The sequence below is a fragment of the Lactobacillus sp. ESL0681 genome (genome assembly GCF_029392835.1).
In the GTDB taxonomy this organism is placed as follows: domain Bacteria; phylum Bacillota; class Bacilli; order Lactobacillales; family Lactobacillaceae; genus Lactobacillus.
This window is the reverse complement of the sequence record NZ_CP113943.1, coordinates 214065-240692: the sequence shown is the minus strand read 5'-3', so window position 1 is coordinate 240692 and position 26628 is coordinate 214065. Positions and strand designations below refer to the sequence as shown.

The window sequence follows — 26628 nt, the reverse complement described above, 5'->3', positions numbered from 1 at the left end:
GAGAACTAAATTCTCACGCTTTTTAATTAGCGATAATTATCTAAGTTAACCATGAAAGGATAACTTTGAGCTAACTTTGCCCAAATTGGATATGACAATAGCGTAAATATCAGTGACCAGCCTAAAGTTGGCAATATGCCAGCTAACATTGCTCTTATGGATACATTAATTAATCCTACAATATTCAAAACCAACCAACTATAGATATTCAAAACTGCTAAAGTTAACAAAACTACTAGTATTTTTACCCAGAAAACTTCTGGCAAAAACCGAGCCACCTTTTGTAAAAGCCAACAGCAAAAAGGCAAGCCGACAGCATAAATTCCAATAAAACCCCAAAAATATAAGTCACTGATAATTCCAACTATAAGAGCCAACCAAATTTCTTTTTCATTGGTATCATCAAATAAGGCAATCAACATTACTCCTATCGGTAATATTAAACATGCGCCGTTCCCAATAACCATAAATTGGTGTAAATAAAATGACAAGCTACCATCAAGCACCAAGGCAACATATAGTGCAAACGCTAGAACAAATCTGCGCAAAGAGTGTATCAATCTGCTACCTCCCGCTTAATTACAGTCACCACCGAAGGATCATTTAGTTCACCAGCCGGAGTAATCTTAATTAGGTCAGACAAGCCAAAAGAATCACGAGTTGTGCTAGCAACTTTACCAACTAACAGTCCTTTAGGAGAATTGCCTCCCAATCCACTAGTATAAACTTTAGTACCTTTAACTAACTTCTTATTATCAAGAGCCTGGGTAAATGCTAAGTCATTATTGTTCATTACAGTAACAATTCCATGAATTTTTTTACCATCTGTAGCAGTTGCCTCGACAGCAAATCGATTAGCAGCCTTATCGCTAGTGGTAATCAGTTCAACTTTAGCAGATGCAGCATCTACCTCAATTACACGCCCAATCAAACCACCCGCGCACATGACTGCCATATTTTTTCGAATACCAGCCGTTGTTCCCTTATTAATAACTAATAAATCAGTCCAACTAGTTGGTGTTCGCGAAATAACTGACGCATCAATCATTGTATAGTCAGTCAACGTTGCCTTTAATTTTAATGTTGCTTTTAATTGTTTATTTTCAGCTTCCAGACTTGAGTTTCGTGCCTTTGTTTGCTCTAGTTGTATTACCTTACTCTTTAAATAATTATTTTCATTTTGTGTTTCTAATAAATCATGAACATTATTCAAACCATTAGATACTAAACTAACTGGCAAATCAACAATCCGAGTACCTACGCTAACTATATCGTTTCCTAAACTCTGAATAATTATTGGAGTATTACGTTTATTACGCAAATTAACACTAACACCCATAAAAGAGAGGATGATAATAATTACAATACAAACTGACAATAATTTTTTATTTTGTAGAAATTTCTTCATTTGGAATCGTTCCTAAAAAAGCTGGCAATAAATCTACCAGCTTCTATACTATTTATGACTTCTGCGGATTACATCAATGTTCTTCAAAGATTCGCCAGTTCCGACAGCAACACAATCTAGCGGATCTTGTGCAATAAAGACCGGTACCTTAGTTGCTTCAGAAATAACATCCGGTAAATTCTTAAGTAATGCACCACCACCAGTTAGTACAATTCCGTGATCAATTACATCAGCAGCAATTTCAGGAGAAGTTTGTTCCAATGTTTCTTTGATTGCAATAATAATATCCTGGACTACATCCTGAATCGCTTCAGCAACGTCAACAGCTTTAACATCAACAGATTTTGGTAACCCAGTGACTAAGTCACGTCCACGAATATTAACTGCTTCAATTCCCTTAGCTTTTTCAATTGAAGCAGAACCAATTTGCATTTTAATATCTTCAGCGGTTCGTTCACCAATTAACAAATTAAAATTAGAGTGAATATAATTAACAATCGCCGCATTAAATTTATCGCCAGCTTGTCGAATCGAGGTAGATGAAACTATCCCACCAAGCGAAATAGTTGCTACATCAGTAGTTCCACCACCAATATCAACTACCATTGAACCAGTAGGATCCATTACAGGTAACCCAGCACCAATTGCTGCAGCGAATGGTTCTTCAATTACATAAGCCTCGCGAGTACCAGCTACCCGTGCAGCATCAATTACAGCACGTTTTTCCACACCTGTTACTCCGGAAGGAACACAAATCATTGCAGACGGTTTTGAGGTTCCAACAGTTTTCTCGATGAAATATTTTAGCATAGCTGCTGTTGTGTCATAATCAGCAATTACCCCATCTTTCATTGGACGAATTGCAACGATGCTGGCAGGTGTTCGACCAATCATTTCTCTAGCCTCTGAACCAACCGCGATCACCTTGTTAGTCTGGGTATTTTTGGCAACGACTGATGGCTCTCTAAGAACAATCCCCTTACCTTCCATATAAACAAGGGTATTGGCAGTACCCAAATCAATACCAATATTTTTTGTTCCTAATCCAAACACGAAAATCTCTCCTTCATTATTGCAGTCTTTAATCTTCAATAATTATAGCATAAAGCACGTAGCAAAAAAATTTTCAGTTCAAGCTTAAGATGAATTTAAATTAATTCGAATCATTATGATAGTATTTTAGGTAGTTAATAATCAACAAAATTCTATCATTATTAAAAGACCTCATGCTCTCTTAAGCTTACATAATGACCCTTACCAACAATAAAATGATCAAGAAAATCGATCTGCAATAAATCAGCACCTTCTTGTAGCATCTTGGTTAATTTTAGATCGCTCTGTGAGGGAGCAACGTTCCCGCTTGGGTGATTATGGACAACGAATATTCCCGCACACGCATAAATCATCGCCCATCGAAAAATCTCACGTGGATGGACCACTGACTTATCTAAAGTACCCTTAAATAACTTCTTTTCAGCAATAATATGGTTACTGTTATCAATATAGATTGCCCAAAGTTCCTCTTGTTTACGTCCTGCTAATTTATTAGCTAAATAAGTGCCTACCTCATTACTCGAAGTTAAAACCGATTCACGATCTGGGATCGCCAAACGCAAGCGCTCTAATACTTCCTCACTAAGAATTGCAAGCTGATCATTACATTTAGCGCTAGAAAGATATTGCAATAAATCATTAAAATCAGCAATTTGTAACTGCCGCAACTGGCTGATTAACTGACCAAAGTTACAAATCTCCACCTCTTCTAATTGTTTAACCAAATTATCTAGCAGCTCTATATCCGTATCTACCAAATATTGCTTGGACTTGATGATATTCATCAAAATCACTCCCTTCAGTATTTACATACGCAAAATCGACTATATTTTTTGTAAAAATTTAAAAAAGTCATCGCAAATAAACACCGCATTTTTTTGATCTACTTCAGTCGCAGGCAATAAGTCGGGTACCATGACGCATTTAAGCCCCGCATTTTTAGCAGCAGCAAGGCCAGTTCCCGAATCTTCAAAAGCTAAAATATTTTCTTTAGGAATCTGCAACTTTTTAGCAGCCCATAAATAAATATCCGGAGCTGGTTTAGGTTTAAGCTGCTCACGTTTAACGTCATCATAATTTAGATGAAACTTAAAGTAATTTCGAATTCCTGTTTGCCATAAGTCATATTCAATTACTGCTTCGTCATTGCTTGAGACAACTGCCATAGGTAAGCCCAACTTTTGAAAAGTATCAAGTGCAGCTTGAACCCCTGAACGCAGTTTTAGCTGCCCTGCTTCGCTCCATTGTTTAACTAATTCATTAGTGCGATCAATAAACTGCTGCTTTTGGTCTTGATTTTTAAAATAACGATGATAAAAATCCTGCATATCATTAGTAGTTGAACCTACTAATTTTAAATATGTATCATCTGGCATATTGAGTCCTGCTTCTCGTGCAGCTTGAATATTAGCCTGCCAGTATAAATTCTCCGAATTAATTAGCAAGCCATCCATATCAAATAGGATACCAGTAATCTCTTTGTCTATTCCTTTGACTCGCATTATTTACCTGCCTCCATTTGTAAAACATTGCCTACCAAATAAAAAGAACCCGTTACTAATAATATATCATGAGAAGTACTAACTCGTTTTAGCTTGTTATAGGCTTGTTGCCAATCTTCATGATAAGAATACTTTGCCTGGATTGACTTAGGAAAATCCTGTTTTTTTGCCGCGCGTGGATAATCAATTGTCGTTAATTCGACTTGATCAGTATCACTGAATAGTGAAAATACTGGACCAAGATCCTTATCTTTCATCATCATAATCAAAATTCTAACTTGCCCATGACGTTTTTTTTGTTCCTGATGCACAAACTCCAATAAATTGCTCATTGCTTGCAAATTATGAGCACCATCAAGGATGATTAGCGGATCATTTTGCAAAATTTGGTAACGACCGGGAATAACAGTTTGATTGATAGCTGCAACAATTTCTGCAGCAGTTAGTGGGATTTTTAATAAGTTAAAAGCTTGAACGGCAACTGCGATATCATAACTTTCTACTTCGGGCTTAATAAAAAATTCTAGCTTATGCTGCTTATCTTGATAAGATAATCTTTGATTAGAGTTAACTGTGAAGTCACGGCTCAACAGATAGCACGGAGCATGCATTTGATTAGCCTGCTGCTCAATAATTGGCAAGACACTAGTGGGAATATTGCCTAGGACAACTGGTCGATTAGCTTTAATTATTCCACTCTTTTCACGAGCAATATCTTCGATAGTTGGACCAATCAACTTTTCATGATCTAGGCCAACAGTGGTAATTATGCTAACTTCTGGAGTTATTACGTTAGTCTGATCTCGTTTGCCGCCAATTCCAACTTCAATTACAGCATAATCACACTTTACTTGAGCAAAAAAAGTAAAAGCCATGGCAACTTCATATTCAAAAGTAGATAAAGCAAAGTTACTTTCTTTACGGCTAATTTTGGACAGAGCTCTTTCAACTTGATTAGCAACTATTACAAGCTGGTTATCACTTATATTTTGGCCATTGACCTGCATTCGTTCGCCAAAGGCAAAGACATACGGTGAGACAAAAAGGCCGGTCTTTTGACCAGCCTTTTGTAATAAATTACTCAAATAATAAGAAGTTGAGCCTTTACCATTAGTGCCCGTAACATGAATCGTCTTTACTTTATTTTGGGGATTATCTAGAACTGCTAGTACACGCTTAATATAAGATAAATCAGCTTTGTCATGCAGTTTAGGTAATGAATATAAATATGAAACTACAGCTTGAGCATTGGTAAAAATCACATTACTTACTCTCTTTCAATTCTTGAATCCGCTTTTGAACACCAGCAAGTTGATTTTCATAATCAGCTTGTTTGGCCTTTTCTTTGTTAATTACCGCTTCCGGAGCATGGGCAACGAAGCCTTCATTAGCAAGCTTTTTAGTCGCACGAGCTACTTCTTGCTGGAGACTAGCTTGCTCCTTTTCCATCCGGTTAATTTCATCATCAATATTAACTAGTTCACTCAATGGAACAAAAATCTGTGCTCCAGAAACAACAGCAGTTTTAGCTAGTTTTGGCGCTGTAATCTTTGTAGCAATTTCTAAATGCTTTGGATGCAAGAAGTTTTTAACGTAGTTTTCGTTATCCGTCAAAATCCGTTCATTCTTCTGCTCTGAAAGTTGAATCATAATATCAATTGCTGACGACATTGGCGCATTAACTTCCAAACGAATTTTTCGAACCGCTTTAATAATTTCAATTAAAAAGGCCATGTCTTCCCTAGCACTCTGATTTGCAAATTCTTTATGTGGCTCAGGATACTTAGCAACCATAATCGATTTCCCAGTATGCGGCATTGATAACCATAGTTTTTCAGTTACAAATGGCATGATTGGATGAAGCAAACGTAAAGTTTGATCAAGAATCCAAATTAGATTCTCTTGCTTTCTAGTTTTAAGTTCTGAATCATCGCTGTTTAAATCAACCTTAGCAATTTCAATATACCAATCACAGAAATCGTTCCAAATAAAGTTATATAATTCTCTGCCGGCTTCACCAAATTGATATTCATCAAATAGACGAATCACGTTAGCCACTGTTGTATTTAGACGATCAAAGATCCAACTATCTGCTAAGTCAAACTTACTTGTATCTGGCATTTTAGCTGGTTGAGCATCGTCTGGTAAGTTCATTATCACAAAACGCGCGGCATTCCAAATCTTATTGATAAAGTTCCAAGCAGCAGAAAGTTTCTTAGGATTATAACGAGTATCTTGACCAGGCGCAGTTCCGTTTAACAAAAACCATCTTAATGCATCAGCACCGTACTGATCAACTACATCCATCGGATCGACACCATTACCTAAAGATTTACTCATCTTACGGCCTTGCTCGTCACGAATTAATCCATGCAGAACTACATCTTTAAATGGTCTTTTATTGGTAAACTCTAAACTTTGGAACACCATTCTAGAAACCCAAAAGAAAATGATATCATAGCCAGTTACTAACGTATCAGTTGGGAAATACCGTTGAAAATCAGATGCTCCTTCATCTGGCCAGCCCATTGTTGAAAATGGCCACAATGCACTTGAAAACCAAGTGTCCAGCACATCTGGATCTTGATCCCAATTCTCGATATCTTTAGGTGCTTCTTCACCAACATACATTTCACGAGTTTCCTTGTTGTACCAAGCTGGAATGCGATGTCCCCACCACAATTGACGTGAAATTACCCAATCATGAACGTTTTCCATCCACTGATTAAACGTTTCTTCGAAGCGTTCCGGAACAAAATTAACCTTATCTTGAGTTTTTTGGTTAGCCAAAGCCTTTTCAGCTAATGGCTTCATTTTAACAAACCATTGCTTAGACAAACGCGGTTCAACCTGAACTCCTGAACGTTCAGAATGTCCAACTGAATGGACAATTGGATCGACCTTAATCAAATAGCCAGCTTCTTTTAAGTCAGCCACTAATTGCTCACGGCAGTCAAACCGATCCATTCCAGCATATTTGCCACATTCTTCGTTCATAGATCCGTCAGCATTCATAACATTAATCCGCTTTAGATTATGCCGATTACCAACAGCAAAATCATTGGGATCATGAGCTGGTGTAATTTTTACTAACCCAGAACCAAAATCAGGATCAACATGCTGATCTTCAATAATTGGTAAATGACGACCAACTATTGGTAAAACTAACTCTTTACCAACTAAATCTTTGTAGCGTTCATCCCCTGGAGCAACAGCAACCGCGGTATCACCAAACATCGTTTCTGGACGAGTCGTAGCAATATCAACATATCCAGACCCATCAGCAAATGGATACTTAATATGATAAAAAGCACCTTCATCGTCTTGATGAATAACCTCAATATCACTCAAAGCGGTCTGCAGAGCTGGATCCCAGTTAATGATATATTCACCGCGATAAATCAAGCCTTCATTGTAAAGTTGCACAAATACTCTGCGGACTGCCTTAGATAAACCTTCATCAAGAGTAAAACGCTCACGAGAATAGTCAAGTGACAACCCCATCTTACCCCATTGGCCTTTGATGATATTAGCATATTCATCTTTCCAGTCCCAAACTTGCTTGACAAAGGCTTCTCGTCCCATTTCGTGACGATCCTTGCCCTGATCACGCAACTTTGCTTCAACTTTAGCTTGAGTTGCAATCCCAGCATGGTCCATTCCAGGCAAATATAAAGTATCATAACCTTGCATTCGTTTAAAACGAATTAAAGTATCTTGAATCGCAGTGTCCCAGGCATGCCCCAAATGTAATTTTCCCGTAACATTTGGTGGGGGAATAACAATCGAATATGGCTTGGCTTTTTTATCACCCGATGGTTTGAACAGCCCTTGATCAAGCCAATCTTGGTATCTTCCCTCTTCAACTTCTTTATGGTCATACTTTGCTGCTAAATCAGTCATAAGCTTTCCTCTTTTCTTTTAAACAAAAATCGCCCTAGAACATATCTGTCTAGGACGATTAAATTACCGCGGTACCACCTAAGTTAAGCAATAATTGCTTCTCTTAATAAGCGTGATAACGACATCTTGGCCGGATTAACTTACTACTAGTTCAGTCAATCAGCGTCAAAACCAAGCTACCAATTAATTTTCAGCCTTTCAGCATTCTGGCCTTTCTCTGTTAATAAAATTAATTCCTCTTGATTATTGCTTTGAGGGTATTATAGCACGACTTTTATAATAAAGCAGCATCTTCTTCAGCTTTATCTGCTAAAAACTTTTCATTTGGATGAATTGTTGTCACTTTAATTCCAGATAAAGCTCGCTCTATTAAGCCTTCAACATCAAGTCTTGCTTCAAATTCTCGTGCCTTATCAATTTTGGGCCTTGTCTTCGGTCTTGGTGGTGCAAAAATGGTGCAACAATCTTCAAATGGCTCAATTGATAGGTCAAAAGTACCAATTTCTTCAGCTAATTTAATAATTTCAGTCTTATCCATCGTTGCTACCGGTCGTACTACTGGTGTTGTGGTTACATCATTAATTGCCGCCATCGACTCTAAAGTTTGTGAAGCAACTTGACCAACAGACTCACCATTAAAAATTGCTAATTCATTTCTTTGAGCACGAATTCTATCAGCTAGCCGCAGCATAAACCGCCGCTGGACCGTCATTAAATAGCCTTCTGGTAGTTTTTCTTTGATAGTCTCTTGGATTTCAGCAAACGGTACTGCAATAAAATTAATCCGTCCTGAATAGTTGGCCAGGATACCCGTTAATTCTTTGGCTTTATTTAGTGCTTTTTGCGTTGTATATGGTGGACTGTAGAAATGGATCATTTCGATATCAACACCTCGCTTTAATGCCAAATATGATGCCACCGGTGAATCAATCCCACCTGATAGCATCATCACGGCGCGACCTCCAGTTCCAACTGGCATCCCGCCTGCACCATGCAATAATTGATTAGAAATATAAATAGCATCCTGGCGAACTTCAATTCTTAATGTTAAGTCGGGATGCTTCATTTCTACCTTTAAGTCTGCCATATGTTTAAATAAATAATCACCAACCATGGTATTCAATTCGTTGGTATCATAGGTAAAATGATGATCGCTACGCCTAGTATTTACTTTAAAAGTCATGCCTGGCTTAAAAGTTTCTTTCATCAATTCCAGAGAAGTTTCTTCAATTGCTTGCAGTGTTTTTTCTACCTTAATCGTTGGTGAATAAGTTTGGATACCAAACACCTTACGCAAACGTTGATCAACTTCACTAAAAGACGCTCCATTAAGCACAATATGCATCCGATCATGACGAGGATGAATTTCAATTTCAGGAAAATCATGCAACACCTTGGTCACATTGCCTGCCAATCGGCCAATAAAGTCCTTACGATTCTTGCCTTTAGTTGACAGTTCACCATAACGAACCATAATTTCAGTATATTTCATTAATTCAATCTCCTAAATGATTAATTTGCGCAAAATGATTATAAATTTGTTCAAAAGTATGGATAAACTCTGTCGCTTCAGCCAAGGTATTACTCTCATCAAAACTTAGGCGAATTGCACTGGTTGCTAAATCATTATCAATATGCATAGCAGCTAAAGTACTGGCCTCATCACTTCGAGTTGAAGCACAAGCTGAAGTAGTCGAAGTGTAAATATCATAGTCTTCAAGCGTATGAACTAAAGTTTCTCCCCGGATTCCCTTTAAAGCAAAACAAAGAATGTGCGGGGCAAAGCCAGTATCAAGTTCCGAAAAAATTTTTACTCCGGGCTTGGTTTGCAAATAATCATTAATTTTACTTTTAATTGCTAATTCTTGTTCAGCTTTAGCTTGTTCATCAGTTAACAACAAACGAATTGCCTTAGCCATTGCAGCAATAGCTGGTAAATTTTCAGTTCCAGAACGCAAGCCTTTTTCCTGACCACCACCATCTAGCAATGGACTCAACATTTTACCAGTTTTTTTATATAAAATACCAATTCCGCGAGGAGCATGAAACTTATGTGCAGAAAAACTAGCTAGATCTACTCGCTCAGTAAATACCTGTGACCAGATATTTTTACCTAAAGCTTGAACGTTATCAACATGAAATTGAATTGTCGGATAATTAGTTAAAAGATCGCTAATGTCATCAATTGGCTGAATAGTTCCAATTTCATTATTAACTCCCATAATTGAAACCAAAGTAGTATCTGTATCAATCGCCTGACGTAAGTCGTTAACATTAACCCTACCATGGCGATCAACAGGCAATCTGGTGACCCGATAACCTAAATTTTCTAACGCATTAAAAGCATTCATCACAGAAGCATGTTCAACGCTTGAAGTAATCAGGTGCTTACCAAATTCACGTTTTTGAATAGCTGTTCCCTTAATCGCAGTATTATTAGACTCAGTTCCACCAGATGTAAAGAAAACTTCTTCCTGCTTAACACCTAAGAGTTGGGCAATTTGCTGACGCGAACTAGTTAGCAATTGAGCCGCTCGGTCGCCCATTTGGTGTAAGCTTGACGGATTGCCCCAAATATCTCGTGCAACGGTGTTATACGTACTCAAAACTGTATCATCAATTTTTGTAGTAGCGCTATTATCAAAATAAATCACAGATTTACTTCCCTTCAAAAAGCCATAAATAGGCATTCGTTAACTTATAAATTGTAACTTAAATTAAACTTTCCAGCAAACAATATTTACCAATAAAAAACAGTTTTAGTATCAATTCTAAAACTGCTTAGTTTACTTGTTTAACTATTTTTACGTTCAGAATAATAAATATTTTCCAAACGTTGATATGACCCAGGCTCTACCTTTTCAATGGCCGTTGCAATTGTATCTAAAGCTTCTTTATAATTGAAGTCTTGACTATAAAGCTGCATCGCCTTTTGTTGAGCCTGTTTTACAGCATCATTACCAGAATATTTATTAGAATATTGGAGAGTTAACTCAACTAGATCAGCAGAATTAATAATGTCATCCGCTTCACGTTTTAAGCGCTCAACATCATCGGAAATTTGAATTAATTCTGTTGATATTTTTTCCATATTTATGCGAACCTGACTTAGTTCTTCAGCAACATGACCAACTTCATTAACTACTAAGGTATACATCTGAATAAAAGTATCTGGATTACCAGGTAAATTTTTACGTTCTAAGCGACGATATACTAACGAAATTTCCTGTTTAAATCGCTTAATTGAATCATTGGCAACATTCTCAGAATCATAAAGTCCCTCAACATCCTGCGCCATTTGCTTTTGCCGTTCGCTAATTGCGCGCAAACGATCAAGTAAGTCCAGCCAAGAATTTTTGATTTCAGAGTAAACGCCTTTGCCATCGGCAATATTTTGGGTATCAACCGTATATTGCCGATTCAAATCATTAACTTCTTGTTCTAGCTCACGACTTTCATCAAGTTCACCATGAGTTAATTCATAGCTTTCATCAATATGACGCAATTTTTCAACCAAATTTTTAGATTCAACTTGACCACGTGCTAGCAAACGCTGAATCTTATCCTGGTTTTCTTCGATAAATGGTTTGGCCTGATATTCTTTGGTTAAAAGATCATACAAATAATCAATTTTTTGTTTAATCTCCTGAATTTCATCAGCTAATTTAGAAATCTTTAAATCAGCCAAAAATTCATTGGCCAGCGCTACCTGTTGCTGAATCTTCTTAATTTCTGCAAGCACATCAACTTTAGTAATGTAGAATTTCTCAGACATCATTAATTTATATGTATCAGATAACTCACTTAACTGTGCTTGAAACACACTATCAAGTTCGTGGCGACTTTGCTTTAGTTTCGGGAGCTTATCTTGCATATTATTTAAGGCAACTTTTATTTTAGATAAAATCCGTTTAGCTTCAACTTGATCACCCTGTGCGGTTAAACCCTTAGCTTCTGCAAAATCAGCTTCTAAAGCAGTTAATTCAGTTTCAATTTTATCTAAAGCAGCTCCATAATCAAATGAGTCAGCTAAAACAGCTTTACGCATTTGCCGATAAAGTTTAAGTAATGCCTCATATTGTAATTGATTTTCTCGATTAGATTCAAGTAGTTCAGTGAAAACTTCCTTAGTATTTTTGACGTCATCATAAGTTGGCTGCAGTATTTCTTGCGCTTGTTTGATATTTTTATGTGCTTTAAACAAATGATAATGGACATTTTGATCTGCAGCTTGCTCAAGTAGCTGTTCAACTTGCGGAATTTTATTTTCAATTGCATCTTGATAACAATTTTGCCAAGTTGTTAGCGTTGTTAAACTTTCACCAGCAAGCTCCATCTTATTAAGGCGTTCAATATCCTGTTGCAAGTCCATCTTTTCAATTTTACTAATTAAATTGTCAAGCTCGATGATCTCACGCAATTGTCGCCGATTAACAATAACCATAAATGCCACAATAAGAATAATCATTAAAATTATAACTACGGTAACTATAGACTGGGTTGATGACATAATTTTTCCTCCGACATTTAGCTTAATTATACCAAATTTATGGTTAACTGTGAAAACAGTTTTAAATTTATCTTCAAGTAGGTGCCCGATAGTCACATTAAAGTTGATTCACTGAACTTGCTTTCATTGCTTAACACCTTTATAATAAAGTTCGTGTAAAATATTTGCAGCTTTAAGCGACAAGAACGTCACCATCTTAATACGTTTAGTGAACGAGTAACCTTCGGCTGCAACAGGCGAAAATGAAAATTAAGATGCACGAATGTTGAGCTTATGTGTAGTATTTTACTCCAAAAACTGTTATCAGAATTTATTGGAGGATTTTATGTCAAGATATACAGGTCCAAGTTGGAAACGTTCAAGAAGATTAGGTATCTCACTTTCAGGTACTGGCAAGGAAATTAGTCGTCGTAACTATGCTCCTGGTCAACATGGTCCAAATTCACGTGGTCGTTTATCAGAATATGGTGAACAATTACACGAAAAGCAAAAGTTGCGTTGGATGTATGGTTTGAATGAACGTCAATTTAGAACTTTGTTTGAACGCGCTGGTAAGATTCGTCAAGGCGAACACGGTGTTAACTTCATGATTTTACTTGAACGTCGTTTAGATAGCGTAGTTTATCGTCTAGGTTTAGCCACTACTAGAGAGCAAGCTAGACAATTAGTTAACCACGGTCATGTTACTGTTGATGGCAAGCGAGTTGACATTCCTTCTTATGAAGTTAAAGTTGGTCAGACTATTGGTTTAAGAGAAAGATCAAAGAACTTACAACAAGTTAAAGACGCTCTTGAAGCTGTAGTAAATCGTCCTTCATTTGTTTCATTTGATGACAATAAACTGGAAGGTACCTTTGTACGTTTACCAGAACGTGATGAATTGGAACCTGAAATTAATGAAGCTTTAGTTGTTGAATATTACAACAAGTTACTTTAATTTTTTATTTACGAAAACCTTTCCGTTGGGAGAGGTTTTTTTGTTACTAAGAAAGGAACTCTTGTAATGACCGAAGATTTAAATACCCGTGTTGAACACGCTGCTCAAGGTATTACACCGCAAACTAAACCAGATGAACGCAGAAGATTCTTAGGATCACTGCGCGAACGCGTATTAGTCAGAATGAATAATACCGAAGTAACTGACCCAAAATTGACTAGTCTTTTTTTAAATCATTTTGCCGATTACCAGGGCTACTCAATTCTAATTAACGGCAATTTAGATGATAATTTTTTAAATCAAGTTGAGGCACAGTGTGGCCGTTATGAGGTCCCTTTTACCTTAGTTAACAATGAAACTGCCCGCACTGGTAGTGAAGATACGGCAATCTTAGTAGTAGCCAAAACCGCAATCAATAAACCTAGAATTGAAGTTAATCAAGTTTATTCCCCTGAATTGCCTAAAGACCAGTTATCAAGCTCACAGCCAAAGAAAAAATCTGGCTTTTGGCATCGACTATTCCATGGAGATAATTAATGAAGCCTTTAGCTTATCGAATGCGACCGCAAAATCTCAACGAAGTAGTTGGTCAGCAACACCTAATTGGTCCAGGTAAAATTATTCGCCGTATGGTTGAGGCCAAGCTCCTTTCTTCAATGATTCTCTATGGGCCTCCAGGTATTGGCAAAACTAGTATTGCTAGCGCAATCGCAGGATCAACTAAGTATGCCTTTCGCAAATTAAATGCGGCCACTGACAGTAAAAAACAATTAGAGCAAGTAGCTGCTGAAGGCAAACTGAGTGGCACAGTAATTCTTTTACTTGATGAAATTCACCGTTTAGATAAAACTAAGCAAGATTTTCTATTACCTTTACTTGAATCTGGTCAGATCATTCTAATTGGTGCTACTACAGAAAATCCTTATATTTCAATTTCACCAGCAATTAGATCTCGATGTCAGATTTTCGAGCTTAAACCGTTAACAGAATCAGATATCAGTCAAGCAATTCATCGCTGCCTATTAGATGAAAAAAACGGTTTAGGAGATTATCAAGTTACCTTAACCAATGATGCAGAAAAATTATTAATTCAAAAGGGCAACGGAGATTTACGCGCTACGCTCAATGGCTTGGAGCTTGCTGTCAGATCAACTAAACAGGAATTAATTGCCGCTGGTAAAACAGCTACTAATTTCAAGATTGACCAAAAGGCTATGTCAGATTCAATCCAGATGCGTAGTCAAAATTTTGACGCTACTGGAGATAGTCATTACGACTTAGTTTCAGCTTTTCAAAAGTCAATTCGCGGCTCAGATACAGATGCTGCACTCCACTATCTTGCTAGACTGATTGAATCCGGAGATTTAGTTGCAATTTGCCGTAGACTTAGCGTCATCGCCTATGAGGATATCGGTCTAGCAAACCCACCAGCTGCTCAGAGGGCTATTGTGGCAATTCAAACTGCTCAATCATTAGGGTTACCTGAGGCTCGAATTCCTTTAGCAAATGCAGTAATTGAACTTTCTTTGTCTCCAAAGAGTAATAGTGCAATTAGTGCAATCGACGCGGCTTTAGCTGACGTTCAAAAAAATGATATTGGTGCCATTCCCAATGATTTAAAAGATGCTCATTATTCTGGTGCCAAAAAACTTGGACATGGTACAAATTATCTTTATCCTCATGACTACCCTAATGATTGGGTGTCCCAACAATATCTACCAGATAAATTACTTGGTAAAGACTATTTTAAGCCTAAGGGGAATTCTAAATTTGAAAAAGCTTTGAAACAACAGCATCATACTTTACAGAAAATGCAACAAGACGAACTTCAGAAGCATGAATAACTGGACTTTCAAAACCTTGACAAGTCTGAGGAAATTGGATACTATATCAATTGATCTGAGTTGATCAACAGGCTTAAATGTATAAAGTTGACCGATCAAACTAAAGACGTGCGAGTTAGTAAATAACTACCGAATCGGAAGACTATCATTAGCATAGGATCCATATTCGCTGCGCTACTACTCAATTTTTGAACATTGCGGGTTCAACAAGCGTCATTATGCTATGTTTGGTCAATTCGGATTTTTTTAGAACTCAACATAGAACGGTCTTAGACCGTTCTTTTATTTTTTAAGGAGTTTTTATGATTATCAAAATTGTGATGGGAATTTTTTTATTACTGCTGCTATACCTTGCTTATTACCTTTGGCACAATCGCAATGGACATTTTTTGATTTTTAACAGTCAAAATAATCCCTATTTTACTACGATAATGTCCTGGACTGCAGTATTGCTAGGCATCGAATGTATACTTGGCTTCATTTTGCTATTTCAAGCTAATAAGTACCTTAACTTCATCACTTTAATAATTAGTTCAATTACTATTTTGACATTTAGTTTATTAATCAATCAAATAAATGAGTAATCTATAGAATATTTGGTAAAATAAAACTAAGAGGTGTTTTATAATGAAACAATACCATCATGTTTTGGTTGCCATTGACGGATCTAAAGAAGCTGATTTAGCCTTTGAAAAGGCAATTGGGATAGTTAAAGATCGCAGCGATACCACTTTAGATATTTTACACGTAATCGATACTCGTTCATTTCAAAACGTTTCGAGTTTCGATTCGGAAATGGTTGAGCAGGTTTCAAGCGATGCCCAAGAAAAAATTAAGCATTACTATCACATAGCTCAAAAATACACTGCTAATGTGCATTACACAATTGAGTTTGGGTCACCCAAAACGATAATTGCGCATGACTTTTCACAAAAACATCAAATCGATTTAATTATACTTGGAGCCACCGGGCTTAATGCTGTTGAACGTTTATTAATTGGTAGTGTAACTAAATATGTTACTCAAGCAGCAGAATCCGATGTGCTAGTATGTCGCGGCAAAGAAAATTAATGTATATAAAAAGAGTTCATTTTATGATGAACTCTTTTTATATATTAAAAATCTCCAGCTTGACTAAACATGTAATCCTTATTATGGAATTTCATCGATAAAATCATGCCAATTCCCATCATATTCCCAATAAGCGCTGAACCACCTTGTGAGATAAATGGTAATGGTATACCTGTCAGTGGTAAAAGATCAATACTCATACCAATATTTTCAAAAACATGAAACAAGATCATCATAATTACACCAGTTGAAATGTAAGAATAGAAGGCATTTTTAGTTTCAAAAGTGATCTTGACCATTTGTACAATCAAATACAAATAAAGCAAAATCACAGCCACACTACCAATTAAGCCAAATGATTCACCAATAACAGAAAAAACCATATCTGAACCACGAACAGGTACATAAACATTTAAGTGACCAAAGCCATTTCCAAAGATCTGTCCTGAACCAATCGCTTGCATACTAAGCCACAGTTGATACGCTCCACTCGAAGTATCCGTTGATGGATTTAACCAGGCCATAATTCGTTTAAACTGATAAGGTTCAAAAAAATGACTCAAGATTTTTTGTCCACCAGGTGTAGTTACCATAAAAATAACTAATCCTGCCACAGCCACTACCAAAATAATCATTGGCGTAATTATTTTCCAGGAAATTCCTGAAACTAGAATCACACCACCAGCAATCGCAATAAATACCAGCAGAGTACCAAAGTCATTTTGTAATTTTAGTAAAATTGCAACTGGCAATAACCAGGCAAAGATTTTTCCTAATAACAGCCAATCATTTTTAATGGTATGCACTAATTTTTGATTATGATCATGCACAACTCGCGCTAACATTAAGATAAAAGCGGGTTTCATCACTTCTGAAGGCTGAAAAGAAATCGGTCCTAACTTAAACCAACTCTTAGCACCTGTGTCGACAAATGCACTTCGATTATAAAGAAATAATACTGCAATCAGCAATAAAATTCCTAAAGCATAAAAATATGGCGCTACACGTAGCAACTGTTCCGCATTAAACTGCATTACAAAGATAACAATTACAATTGAAATGAAATACCATAAGCCCTGCATCACTACTGCCTTAAGTGGGCTTCCCATATGACTAGGATCATCTGCAGCAGCAAAATAGATTGAATATAATCCAATTAATGCAAAAGCAATTATCGGTAAAACAATATTCCAGGCAATACGATCAAATAAATTCGTTTTATTTTCTACTTTTACCATTAATTATCACTACTTATTATTTCTCATGCAAAACAAAGTATGAAAGCAAATCATTAATTACACTGTCCAAAGTTTTAGCATATAAAACATTACTAGTTTTACCAGTAACAGCCCGATAACGACCTTCGGTTTTTTCAATTACTCCGATCGCCTTTTTATTGGGAATAACTACTTCCCAAGTAGGTAATTGTTTGCCTTTTACTTCATTTATCTCAACATTAATATTTTCTGGTTTTTTTGACATTTTTGCTCCTATTTCACATCTGGATGAAACTTCTTTGCGATAATCTCATCTTCATATTTTTCTGGATGAGCATTACGAAAAATAGTAAATTTTTCAGGTACTGGGTCTACACCACCACGAACAAAAGGATTACATCGTAAAATACGACAGATTCCCATGATTAATCCCAAAAAGGCTCCATGCTTTTTTAGTGCAGTTATCATATAACTAGAGCATGTGGGATAATATCGACAGGTCTTAGGTAAAGCTGGCGAAATAATTTTTTGATAAATTTTAACTAAAAAAATTAGGCATTTACCCAAGTTAATCTCCTTCTTAATTAATGATGATTGTGCTTTTCAATATTTTTAAGTAACGTACCAGTACCAAGTGCAACTGCCTCTAATGGATGATCGGCCGTTAAAACTGGAACCTTCAAATAATATGAAATTAGTTTATCAATATTCTTAAGCAGTGCACCACCACCTGTTAGCATGATGCCACGATCAATAATATCAGCTGACAATTCTGGTGGCGTACTTTCCAAGACCTCTTTAGTTGAAGCAATAATATTCATTAAGCCGTCATGTAAAGCTTCTTGAATTTCTGGTGCTGAAACTGTTGCTTGTTTAGGTAAACCATCAACCATATCACGTCCGCGAACTGTAATCGTTTGCTCATCATCCGGATCAAATGCGCTACCAATTTCAATCTTGATTTGTTCAGCTGTTCGCGAACCAATTAATAAATTATGCTTATTCTTAATATATGAACTAATTGCCTGATTCATATGATCACCAGCATAACGCAATGACTTGCTCGTAACAATTTCACCCATTGATAACACTGCAATATCAGTTGTACCACCACCAATATCAATGACAATATTGCCTTGTGGTTTAAAAATATCAAGACCCGCTCCGACTGCAGCTACTTTAGGCTCAAAGTCAAGGTAGACCTTGCCACCACCAGATTTTTCAGCGGCCTGAATAATTGCTTTTTGCTCAATTGAAGTCACTCCGGTTGGTGCGCAAATTAGCGTGCTAGGTTTAGACATGAACCCCTTAACATTTAATTTTTCAATAAAATAAGATAACATTGCTTCAGTAATATCGAAGTCAGCAATTACACCATTCTTCAGTGGTCGGATAACACGAATATTACCGGGCGTACGACCAACCATTTTGTATGCTTCGGTCCCAACCGCTACCACTTTATTTGTACTAGTATTTACAGCAACAACGGATGGTTCATTTAATACTATTCCCTTGCCAGAAACATTTATTAATACGTTGGCTGTTCCTAAATCTATTCCTATATCTCTTGCCACAATAATCCTCCCTATACATTCAATCAATATTTTACCATAAAGCTATTGTATCTGCCTTGCTAGTAACTAGTTTTTACTAACTCTTAAAAGAAGTTGCTTAATTGCAAAGAAGTATCCATTAAGGAAATAAAAAAATTACCAACCGTATATCCTAATGCAATTGCTAAAAAGATCACCAACAGCTGTGCTTCAAAGGTTTTACCTCTTTTAATTATTCTATCTATTCTAATACTTTTCATTATCTGAAAAGAAAGTGCAATCATAATCAAGTAAATTATAATGCTGATCAATGCATGTACGCCAAGTTGAAACATTTTATTTCTCACTTTTCTTTAGTAAATAAAAACGGATGCGCTTCTAGTACATCCGTTTTAAAAACTCTAATTACCAATATTTGAATTGTAAACACTAATTCTATTTACAGCTCTTCTTAATGCTACTTGAGCTCTTTCAAGTGAACGTTCATCATGCTTTTCTTTTGCTTCAGCCATTGTCTGCTCAGCTCGCTTCCTAGCAGCCTGTGCACGAGAAACATCAATATTACTTGACCTTTCAGCACTGTCAGCTATTACTGTAGCAGTATTATCAGAAAATTCACAATAGCCACCGCTAACTGCAATATGATCAACTACTTTATTCTGCTCACGACTTCTTTTTACCTTGATTTCACCAATTGATAGTGGTGTTAAAATCGGCAAGTGATTGTACATGATTGATCTTCGACCATCAATTGCGTTCATCTCAATGATAGTGGAATGATGTGAATAAACTACACCATCAGGAGTTACAACATTTACCATAAAAAGTTTTTCTGGATCTGCCATTTGACATCACCCTACTTTTCTAACAATGCTTTAGCTTCAGGATCACTAGCAGTTACACCCATCTTTTGGGCATTTTTAACTACATCATCAATTGGCCCTGCACTACGGAAAGCATCTTCAGGTAAATCATCAAGATGTCCATCAAGAATCATCTTGAAACCTTTGATAGTATCCTTAATTGGAACATATGATCCTGGTAATCCAGTAAATTGTTCTGCAACAAAAAAGTTTTGTGATAAGAAAAATTGAATCTTTCTTGCACGGCTAACCGTCAGCTTTTCCTCATCAGACAATTCATCCATTCCTAAAACAGAAATTATATCCTGCAATTCATGGTAACGCTGTAAGATATGCTGAACATCAGTAGCCACTTGATAATGCTCTTTACCAACAATTTCAGGATCTAATGCACTAGAAGTTGATTCAAGTGGATCAACCGCTGGATAAATCCCTTGCTCAACTAGGCTTCGCTCCAAGTTAGTTGTCGCATCAAGGTGAGCAAATGTTGTAGCCGGAGCCGGATCAGTATAATCATCGGCTGGAACATAAACGGCTTGAATTGAAGTAATCGACCCCTTCTTAGTAGAAGTAATTCGTTCTTGCAATTGACCCATTTCTGTTGCTAAAGTTGGCTGATATCCAACAGCACTAGGCATCCGACCCAACAAAGCTGAAACTTCAGAACCAGCCTGAGTAAACCGAAAGATATTGTCAATAAAGAGCAAAACGTCTTGACCTTCAACATCTCTAAAGTACTCTGCTAGCGTCAAGCCAGTTAAAGCAACTCGCATTCTGGCACCAGGCGGCTCGTTCATTTGACCAAAGACCATAGCAGTCTTACTCAAAACCCCTGAAGCCTTCATTTCAAAGTAAAGATCATTACCTTCACGAGTTCTTTCGCCAACACCAGTAAACACGGAAATACCACCATGCTCTTGAGCAATATTATGAATTAACTCTTGAATAATTGTTGTTTTACCAACACCAGCACCACCGAATAATCCAACTTTTCCGCCTCGAACATAAGGCTCAAGCAAATCAATAACTTTGATCCCAGTTTCCAAAATTTCCTGACTAGTAGTTAGTTCATCAAACTTCGGAGCATCACGGTGAATACTATTACGTGGATGATCTTTTCCAAATTCCTTACCATTGTCGATTGGATTTCCTAAAACATTAAAAACGCGTCCTAGGGTATCTTTACCGACTGGTATAGAAATAGGACCACCTGTGTCCTCAACTTCCATTCCACGTCTGAGACCGTTAGTAGATTCCATGGCAATCGTTCTTAAGACGCCATCTCCAAGCTCTAGCGCAACTTCAAGGATAACAGACGTTTCCTTTGACACAAGCACGCGTAAAGCATTGTTTATATCAGGTAGGTTTTTATCAAGTGGAAATTTAACATCGACAACTGGGCCAATTACTTGAACAACTTTGCCTTCACTCAAAATATCTACCTCCTTTTCTCTAATTATTGCAAAGCATTAGCACCACTGACAATTTCAGTAATTTCAGTAGTAATTTCTGCTTGTCTTGCACGGTTTAGTTTAGTAGTTAAACCTGAAACCAACTCATCAACATTATCCGTCGCACTTTGCATTGCAGTCATTGAACTTGCATGCTCAGCTGTTTTAGCGTCCAAAATTGCACCGTAAATCGTAGAACGGGCATATTGGGGAACTAACGTAGACAAAACCGTATTGACGTTTGGCTTAATATCATATTCTAAATTCTTATGTTCTTCAGCTTCCTTAATACCAATATCAATATCGACAATTGGAAGCATTTTTTCAACTCTGAATGCAGAAGACAGGGTATTAATGTGGTGAGTATAACAAACATATAACTCATCATAGACCCCGTTTAAATACATTTTTATTGCAGTCGAAACAACCGGTGAAATTTCATCAAAAGTTGGTACATCGCTAATATCATCATTTTCATAAACTACATTGAGATTATTCTTTTTAAAGAAACTAGCACCAACAGAACCAACTGCTAAAATTTTAATATCTCGGTGAGCAGCCTTAGCATCCTCAGCTAAGCCCATCATATTTTTAATTACAGCACTATTATAAGAACCAACTAAGCCGCGATCACCAGTAATTACCAGGTAACCCGTTGACTTAACTTCTTTACGTTCCTGAACCATATCGGAAACAACACCTAAACCGAAAATATTCTCATAGTCGATTTTAGCAATACTGTCTTCATCAATACCGACATGCTCTTTGCGTAAATGATTGATTACTTGTGCACTCATTAGCCGTGATAAAGTTTGTCTGACATGTTCATTATAAACAGAATATCCTTCATCACGTTTTTCAGTCTGATTCAACTTTGAAGCAGAAACCATTCGCATGGCTTCCGTTATCTTACCAGTTTGCTTAACCGAAGCAATTTTTTTCTTCAACTCAAGTAAAGATGCAGGCATAATTTACCTCCTATTTGTTACTTGGTGAAAAGCTATCAGCAAATTTTTCAATTGCATCTTGCAATTTTTTCTCATCTGGTAAATCACCAGTATCACGAATTTGCTTTAATAAATCTGCATGTCCACTATCAAAGCTATCATAAAGTTCTTTTTCAAACCTACCAATATCTTCAACAGGAACAGCATCAAGAAAGCCTTTGTTTAAAGCATATAAAATCACTACTTGTTTTTCTACAGGAATTGGATCATGTAATGGTTGCTTCAAAACCTCAACAACTCGCCGACCTCGATTTAATTTGGCCTGGGTTGTCTGATCTAAATCACTACCAAACTGTGAAAAACTCTCTAATTCATGATAAGCTGCCAAGTCTGTTCGCAATGTACCAGCGACTTTCTTCATAGCCTTGATTTGAGCATTACCACCAACACGAGAAACTGAATTACCAGCATCAATCGCTGGTCTTGTTCCGGCAAAGAATAGATCACTTTGTAAGAAAATTTGACCATCAGTAATTGAAATTACATTAGTAGGAATATACGCTGAAATATCTCCTGCTTCTGTCTGAATAAATGGTAAGGCGGTCATTGATCCACCGCCAAGATCATCGCTTAGTTTGGCACTACGTTCTAGTAAGCGTGAATGCAAATAGAAAACATCACCAGGATAAGCTTCACGACCAGGCGGACGACGAAGCAACAAGGAAAGTTCACGATAAGAAACTGCTTGCTTAGACAAATCATCAAAAACAATCAGCACATCCTTACCATTGTACATAAATTCCTCGCCCATCGCTGTACCAGCATATGGCGCAATATACAACATTGGTGCTGGTTCACTAGGACCAGCCTCAACCACGATGGTATAATCCATCGCACCAAACCGCTTCAAAGTTTCAACTTGAGTTCTAACAGTTGATTCCTTTTGACCAATAAAAACATAAACGCAAATAACGTCTTGGCCCTTTTGATTCAAAATTGTATCAATGGCTAAACTAGTTTTACCAGTTTTACGATCTCCGATAATTAATTCACGCTGACCACGACCAACTGGAACCAAAGCATCAATTGCTTTAATTCCTGTTTGTAATGGCTCATCAACTGATTGACGCTCCATTACACCTGGCGCTTGGGCTTCAATTGGACGAGTTTTATCTGTCTTAATCTCACCTAAGCCATCCACGGGTTGACCTAACGGATTAACGACACGACCAATCAATTCCTCACCAACTGGAACTCGCATAATTTCACCAGTTCGTTTAACCTGGTCACCTTCGCGAATATTATCAAAGTCCCCCAAAATAATGATCCCAACATCATTGGATTCAAGGTTTTGGGCAATACCATAAGAACCATTGTCAAACTTCAACAACTCATTAGCCAAAACATTGTTTAGTCCATGGGCACGGGCGATACCATCACCGATGTAGGTTACAACACCAACTTCTTCAATATCAAGTTTGTCATCATAATGTTCAAGTTGTTGCTTGATTAAAGAGCTAATTTCTTCTGCTTTAATGCTCAATGGTTTCACCTCTTTTAATCTTTATTAACTAACTGCGCATGAATCTTTTTTAGCTTATTTTTGACAGAACCGTTAATTACACGATCGCCAACTTGCAAAACTACCCCGCCAATAATGTCTTGGTTAACTTTATTTTCAAGCCGAACCTCTTTAAGACCATATTTTTGGGCATAACCTTGACTAAGAGCTTTTAGTTGTGATTCATCGAGCTGCATTGCCGTTGTTACTGTACCAGATACAATCTGGCCTGCATCATCGTATAACTGTTTAAAATAAGTTATAATCTCAAGTAAATCAGCAAATCGATCATATTCTAATAAGAAATTCAAAAAGTTTTGAACTTCATCAGTTAGATCATGCTCGATAATTGCTAGTGATTTTTTCTTTTCATCACTATTAAAAATCGGGTCACTGAAAACATTTAAGATCTGCGGATTCTCATCAACAGCAACTGCTAGCTCCTGTAAATCTTCATATACAGTTTCCAACGCATTCATATCTTGTGCATATTCAAATAATGCAGTCCCATAACGCGCAGCTATCTCTTCTCTACTTAAGGCCATTATTCATTCAGCCCCTTAATAAATTGATCGACTAAATCTTTCTGGTCATCTGCAGACAAATTCTTGGCAATTACCTTTTCAGCAATTGCAACAGAAATATCCGCTACCTGGGTTTGTGCATCATTTAAAGCATCTGATTTTGCTTGTGCAGCATCAGTTTTAGCCTTTTCATGAATTGCAGCAGCATCATTATTTGCATCAGCAACAATTTTACTACTAGTCTTTTGTGCACTTGCCTTGGCATCAGAGAGAATTTGAGTTGCCTCTTGTCTTGAATTCTTCAAGGCAGCTTCACGTTCATTAGCTAAAACTTCAGCTTTTTTACGATTGCTTGCAGCAGAATCCAAATCACTAATTACCTTTTGACGTCTTTTTTCCATCATCTCAGAGACGGGTCCCCAAGCATAATGCTTAACTAACAAAAGTAAAATTGCAAAAACAATCAAATACCAAATGGTATTACCAAGATAAATATGATTAGAAGCTGCGAGTAAAGTTTGAAATTTCATTTACTGCCCTTCTCTCTTTTTTAATCTAAATTATTGTCTTAACTAAAAAAGAATCAGGAATGCAATAACAATTGCCAAAATTGGAACGGCTTCGATCAAACCAACACCGATAAACATAGTTGATCTTAAATCGCCAGAACTTTCTGGTTGACGAGCCATACATTCAATTGTCTTAGAAATAACTTTTCCGTTACCCCAAGAAGCAGCTAAAGCTGCAACACCAGCTACTAAAGCAGCAGCGATATATCTAAAAGCTTGTGACATATTTAAACCTCCAAAAAATTATTCTTTTGTAACTTTCTTACCTATATATACCATCGACAAAGTTACAAAAACATATGCCTGGATAGAGCCAATGAAGACAGAGAAACCTTGCCAGATCATTGCAAGTGGTGCCGACACAATTAAGGTTGGAATACCCATACTTGGTGCCAAACTGTTACCGATCAAAGTTAACAATACCTCTCCGGCAAAAATATTACCGAACAATCGCAATGATAAAGTTAAGAAGTTGGTAACCTCTTCGATCAGATTAATTGGAAGCATAAAGCTAACTGGTGCAGAGTAATTCTTAAAATATCCCTTAACACCAAACTTTTGCATTCCAAATGAAAATGATAAAAGCAAAGACATCATTGCAAATGCCATGGTTGTAACTGGATCTGCTGTTGGCGATTTAACTAGCGTAAAGTCGCCAACTTTGACTTCTAAGAACAAGCCTAGCATATTCATACACCAAATAAAAATAAACAAGACAAAAGCATAAAGCGATAAATGCTTTTGGGCAGCAGTATCACTGACATTACCTTTAACAATATTATCGGTAAAATCTAGCAAATACTCCAAAGCGTTTTGCTTTTTATTTGGCTTCAATTCAACTTCTCGAGAAAGCCAAATACAAACAAATAATACAACTGCAGCCATCAGCGTTGAGCCAATAATCCCAGCAAGGTCAAAGTTTAAACCCATAAACTTGAAAACAAATGATTTCTCCATTACTTCGTGACCTCCCTTCTCGTGTTCGCTTTAGTGAACACTCATTTCATATTACCACCATTCAATAATTTTGTGCATATTTGTAAGCGAATTACATTATTTATTTGAATAAATAACTTATTTAGTCCCGAAAATACGGTCTCCTGCATCGCCTAATCCAGGGAAAATATAACCATTAGACAACAATTTCTCATCTTCAGCCGCGGTATAAATATCAACATCAGGATTTTCATCTTGAACAGCTTTAACACCTTCTGGTGCAGCTACTAAAACTGCCAATCTAATATCTTTAACACCGCGTTTCTTTAAAGCACCAATCGCCATATTAGCAGAACCACCCGTTGCCAGCATCGGATCAACTACCAAACAAGCACGCTCAGCAACATCACTAGGCATCTTACAGAAATATTCATGTGGCTTCAAAGTTTCCTCATCCCGATACATGCCAATCACACCAACCTTAGCTGACGGGATCATTTCCATTACTCCATTTAACATCCCAATTCCTGCTCGCAAAATTGGTACAATGGTCATTTTTTTACCAGCGATTTCTTTTTGAGTCGTTTTGCCAATAGGCGTTTCAATTTCGACATCTTGCATTGGCAAATCTCTAGTAATCTCATAAGTCATCAAGCCACCGATTTCACCAACAATTCGCCGAAACTCGTTTGAACTTGTATCCTTGCGTCTAATAATAGTCAACTTGTGCTGAATCAAGGGATGATTCAAAACCGTAAATTTGCCCATAATTTCCTCCT

Annotated in this window: 28 protein-coding genes; 4 read left to right on the top strand and 24 right to left on the bottom strand. The window is 36.9% G+C overall.

Annotated elements, in window-relative coordinates; genetic code table 11:
* Positions 1-26 precede the first annotated feature (26 nt).
* The 10 genes from mreD to ezrA all read right to left on the bottom strand — a co-directional run bounded on the left by mreD (position 27) and on the right by ezrA (position 12376).
* Entirely contained in the window at positions 27-557 is a 531-nt protein-coding gene (gene mreD / locus OZX59_RS01295; RefSeq protein WP_277126967.1) for a rod shape-determining protein MreD, read from the bottom strand.
* Entirely contained in the window at positions 557-1408 is an 852-nt protein-coding gene (gene mreC / locus OZX59_RS01290; protein WP_277126340.1) for a rod shape-determining protein MreC, read from the bottom strand. The genes mreD and mreC overlap by 1 nt, the downstream gene beginning before the upstream one ends.
* 48 nt (positions 1409-1456) lie before the next feature.
* The gene (locus OZX59_RS01285) at positions 1457-2461 is read right to left on the bottom strand and encodes a rod shape-determining protein (RefSeq protein WP_277126339.1); all 1005 of its coding nucleotides are present in this window, start codon (positions 2459-2461) and stop codon (positions 1457-1459) included.
* A gap of 161 nt (positions 2462-2622) precedes the next feature.
* The gene (gene radC, locus OZX59_RS01280) at positions 2623-3246 is read right to left on the bottom strand and encodes a DNA repair protein RadC (RefSeq protein ID WP_277126338.1); all 624 of its coding nucleotides are present in this window, start codon (positions 3244-3246) and stop codon (positions 2623-2625) included.
* 39 nt (positions 3247-3285) lie between these two features.
* Complete coding sequence (locus tag OZX59_RS01275) at positions 3286-3963, bottom strand: HAD family phosphatase (RefSeq protein ID WP_277126337.1); 678 nt, start codon at positions 3961-3963, stop codon at positions 3286-3288.
* Positions 3963-5225, bottom strand: a complete 1263-nt coding sequence (locus OZX59_RS01270; RefSeq protein ID WP_277126336.1) for a folylpolyglutamate synthase/dihydrofolate synthase family protein — start codon at positions 5223-5225, stop codon at positions 3963-3965. Before OZX59_RS01270 ends, OZX59_RS01275 begins: the two co-directional genes overlap by 1 nt.
* 1 nt (position 5226) lies before the next feature.
* A complete protein-coding gene (locus tag OZX59_RS01265; RefSeq protein ID WP_277126335.1) occupies positions 5227-7866 on the bottom strand; it encodes a valine--tRNA ligase in 2640 nt (879 codons plus the stop codon).
* A gap of 274 nt (positions 7867-8140) precedes the next feature.
* Positions 8141-9358: a tRNA uracil 4-sulfurtransferase ThiI gene (gene thiI / locus OZX59_RS01260; RefSeq protein ID WP_277126334.1), complete on the bottom strand. Its 1218-nt coding sequence runs from the start codon at positions 9356-9358 to the stop codon at positions 8141-8143.
* Between the two features lie 4 nt (positions 9359-9362).
* Entirely contained in the window at positions 9363-10520 is a 1158-nt protein-coding gene (locus OZX59_RS01255; RefSeq protein WP_277126333.1) for a cysteine desulfurase family protein, read from the bottom strand.
* A gap of 140 nt (positions 10521-10660) precedes the next feature.
* On the bottom strand, positions 10661-12376 hold the full coding sequence (ezrA, locus tag OZX59_RS01250) for a septation ring formation regulator EzrA (protein ID WP_277126332.1): 1716 nt from the start codon (positions 12374-12376) through the stop codon (positions 10661-10663).
* A 325-nt stretch (positions 12377-12701) separates the two neighbouring features.
* On the opposite strand from ezrA, the gene rpsD reads away from it, so the two are divergent.
* From rpsD to OZX59_RS01225, 4 genes are all read left to right on the top strand, one after another.
* On the top strand, positions 12702-13313 hold the full coding sequence (gene rpsD, locus OZX59_RS01245) for a 30S ribosomal protein S4 (protein ID WP_277126331.1): 612 nt from the start codon (positions 12702-12704) through the stop codon (positions 13311-13313).
* 66 nt (positions 13314-13379) lie between these two features.
* Complete coding sequence (locus tag OZX59_RS01240; RefSeq protein WP_277126330.1) at positions 13380-13850, top strand: YueI family protein; 471 nt, start codon at positions 13380-13382, stop codon at positions 13848-13850.
* Positions 13850-15157, top strand: coding sequence for a replication-associated recombination protein A (locus tag OZX59_RS01235; RefSeq protein ID WP_277126329.1), 1308 nt, complete (start codon positions 13850-13852; stop codon positions 15155-15157). Before OZX59_RS01240 ends, OZX59_RS01235 begins: the two co-directional genes overlap by 1 nt.
* A 624-nt stretch (positions 15158-15781) precedes the next feature.
* Positions 15782-16228 carry a universal stress protein gene (locus OZX59_RS01225; protein ID WP_277126966.1) on the top strand — a complete coding sequence of 149 codons (447 nt, stop codon included), beginning with the start codon at positions 15782-15784 and terminating at the stop codon, positions 16226-16228.
* A gap of 44 nt (positions 16229-16272) precedes the next feature.
* Here the strand turns inward: OZX59_RS01225 and OZX59_RS01220 are convergent, their stop codons facing one another.
* The 14 genes from OZX59_RS01220 to upp all read right to left on the bottom strand — a co-directional run bounded on the left by OZX59_RS01220 (position 16273) and on the right by upp (position 26617).
* Positions 16273-17466 carry an FtsW/RodA/SpoVE family cell cycle protein gene (locus tag OZX59_RS01220; RefSeq protein WP_277126327.1) on the bottom strand — a complete coding sequence of 398 codons (1194 nt, stop codon included), beginning with the start codon at positions 17464-17466 and terminating at the stop codon, positions 16273-16275.
* 16 nt (positions 17467-17482) lie between these two features.
* On the bottom strand, positions 17483-17710 hold the full coding sequence (locus OZX59_RS01215; protein WP_277126326.1) for a DUF2969 domain-containing protein: 228 nt from the start codon (positions 17708-17710) through the stop codon (positions 17483-17485).
* An 8-nt stretch (positions 17711-17718) separates the two neighbouring features.
* Positions 17719-18012 (bottom strand): membrane protein insertion efficiency factor YidD, encoded by a 294-nt coding sequence (yidD, locus tag OZX59_RS01210; RefSeq protein WP_277126325.1) that lies wholly within the window; start codon positions 18010-18012, stop codon positions 17719-17721.
* Positions 18013-18029: 17 nt separating this feature from the next.
* A complete protein-coding gene (locus tag OZX59_RS01205) occupies positions 18030-19019 on the bottom strand; it encodes a rod shape-determining protein (protein ID WP_277126324.1) in 990 nt (329 codons plus the stop codon).
* An 83-nt stretch (positions 19020-19102) separates the two neighbouring features.
* Entirely contained in the window at positions 19103-19333 is a 231-nt protein-coding gene (locus tag OZX59_RS01200; protein WP_277126323.1) for a DUF1146 family protein, read from the bottom strand.
* Positions 19334-19399: 66 nt separating this feature from the next.
* Positions 19400-19843 carry a F0F1 ATP synthase subunit epsilon gene (locus OZX59_RS01195; RefSeq protein ID WP_277126322.1) on the bottom strand — a complete coding sequence of 148 codons (444 nt, stop codon included), beginning with the start codon at positions 19841-19843 and terminating at the stop codon, positions 19400-19402.
* A gap of 11 nt (positions 19844-19854) precedes the next feature.
* Positions 19855-21294 (bottom strand): F0F1 ATP synthase subunit beta, encoded by a 1440-nt coding sequence (atpD, locus tag OZX59_RS01190; RefSeq protein WP_277126321.1) that lies wholly within the window; start codon positions 21292-21294, stop codon positions 19855-19857.
* A gap of 23 nt (positions 21295-21317) precedes the next feature.
* Positions 21318-22280, bottom strand: coding sequence for a F0F1 ATP synthase subunit gamma (locus OZX59_RS01185; RefSeq protein WP_277126320.1), 963 nt, complete (start codon positions 22278-22280; stop codon positions 21318-21320).
* A gap of 10 nt (positions 22281-22290) precedes the next feature.
* Positions 22291-23802 (bottom strand): F0F1 ATP synthase subunit alpha, encoded by a 1512-nt coding sequence (atpA, locus tag OZX59_RS01180; protein ID WP_277126319.1) that lies wholly within the window; start codon positions 23800-23802, stop codon positions 22291-22293.
* Between the two features lie 14 nt (positions 23803-23816).
* The gene (gene atpH, locus OZX59_RS01175) at positions 23817-24365 is read right to left on the bottom strand and encodes an ATP synthase F1 subunit delta (RefSeq protein ID WP_277126318.1); all 549 of its coding nucleotides are present in this window, start codon (positions 24363-24365) and stop codon (positions 23817-23819) included.
* Entirely contained in the window at positions 24365-24874 is a 510-nt protein-coding gene (atpF, locus tag OZX59_RS01170; protein WP_277126317.1) for a F0F1 ATP synthase subunit B, read from the bottom strand. The genes atpH and atpF overlap by 1 nt, the downstream gene beginning before the upstream one ends.
* Positions 24875-24916: 42 nt before the next feature.
* On the bottom strand, positions 24917-25138 hold the full coding sequence (atpE, locus tag OZX59_RS01165) for a F0F1 ATP synthase subunit C (RefSeq protein ID WP_277126316.1): 222 nt from the start codon (positions 25136-25138) through the stop codon (positions 24917-24919).
* Positions 25139-25156: 18 nt separating this feature from the next.
* Positions 25157-25870, bottom strand: a complete 714-nt coding sequence (gene atpB / locus OZX59_RS01160; protein WP_277126315.1) for a F0F1 ATP synthase subunit A — start codon at positions 25868-25870, stop codon at positions 25157-25159.
* Positions 25871-25987: 117 nt separating this feature from the next.
* Positions 25988-26617, bottom strand: a complete 630-nt coding sequence (upp, locus tag OZX59_RS01155) for a uracil phosphoribosyltransferase (RefSeq protein ID WP_277126314.1) — start codon at positions 26615-26617, stop codon at positions 25988-25990.
* Positions 26618-26628 lie beyond the last annotated feature (11 nt).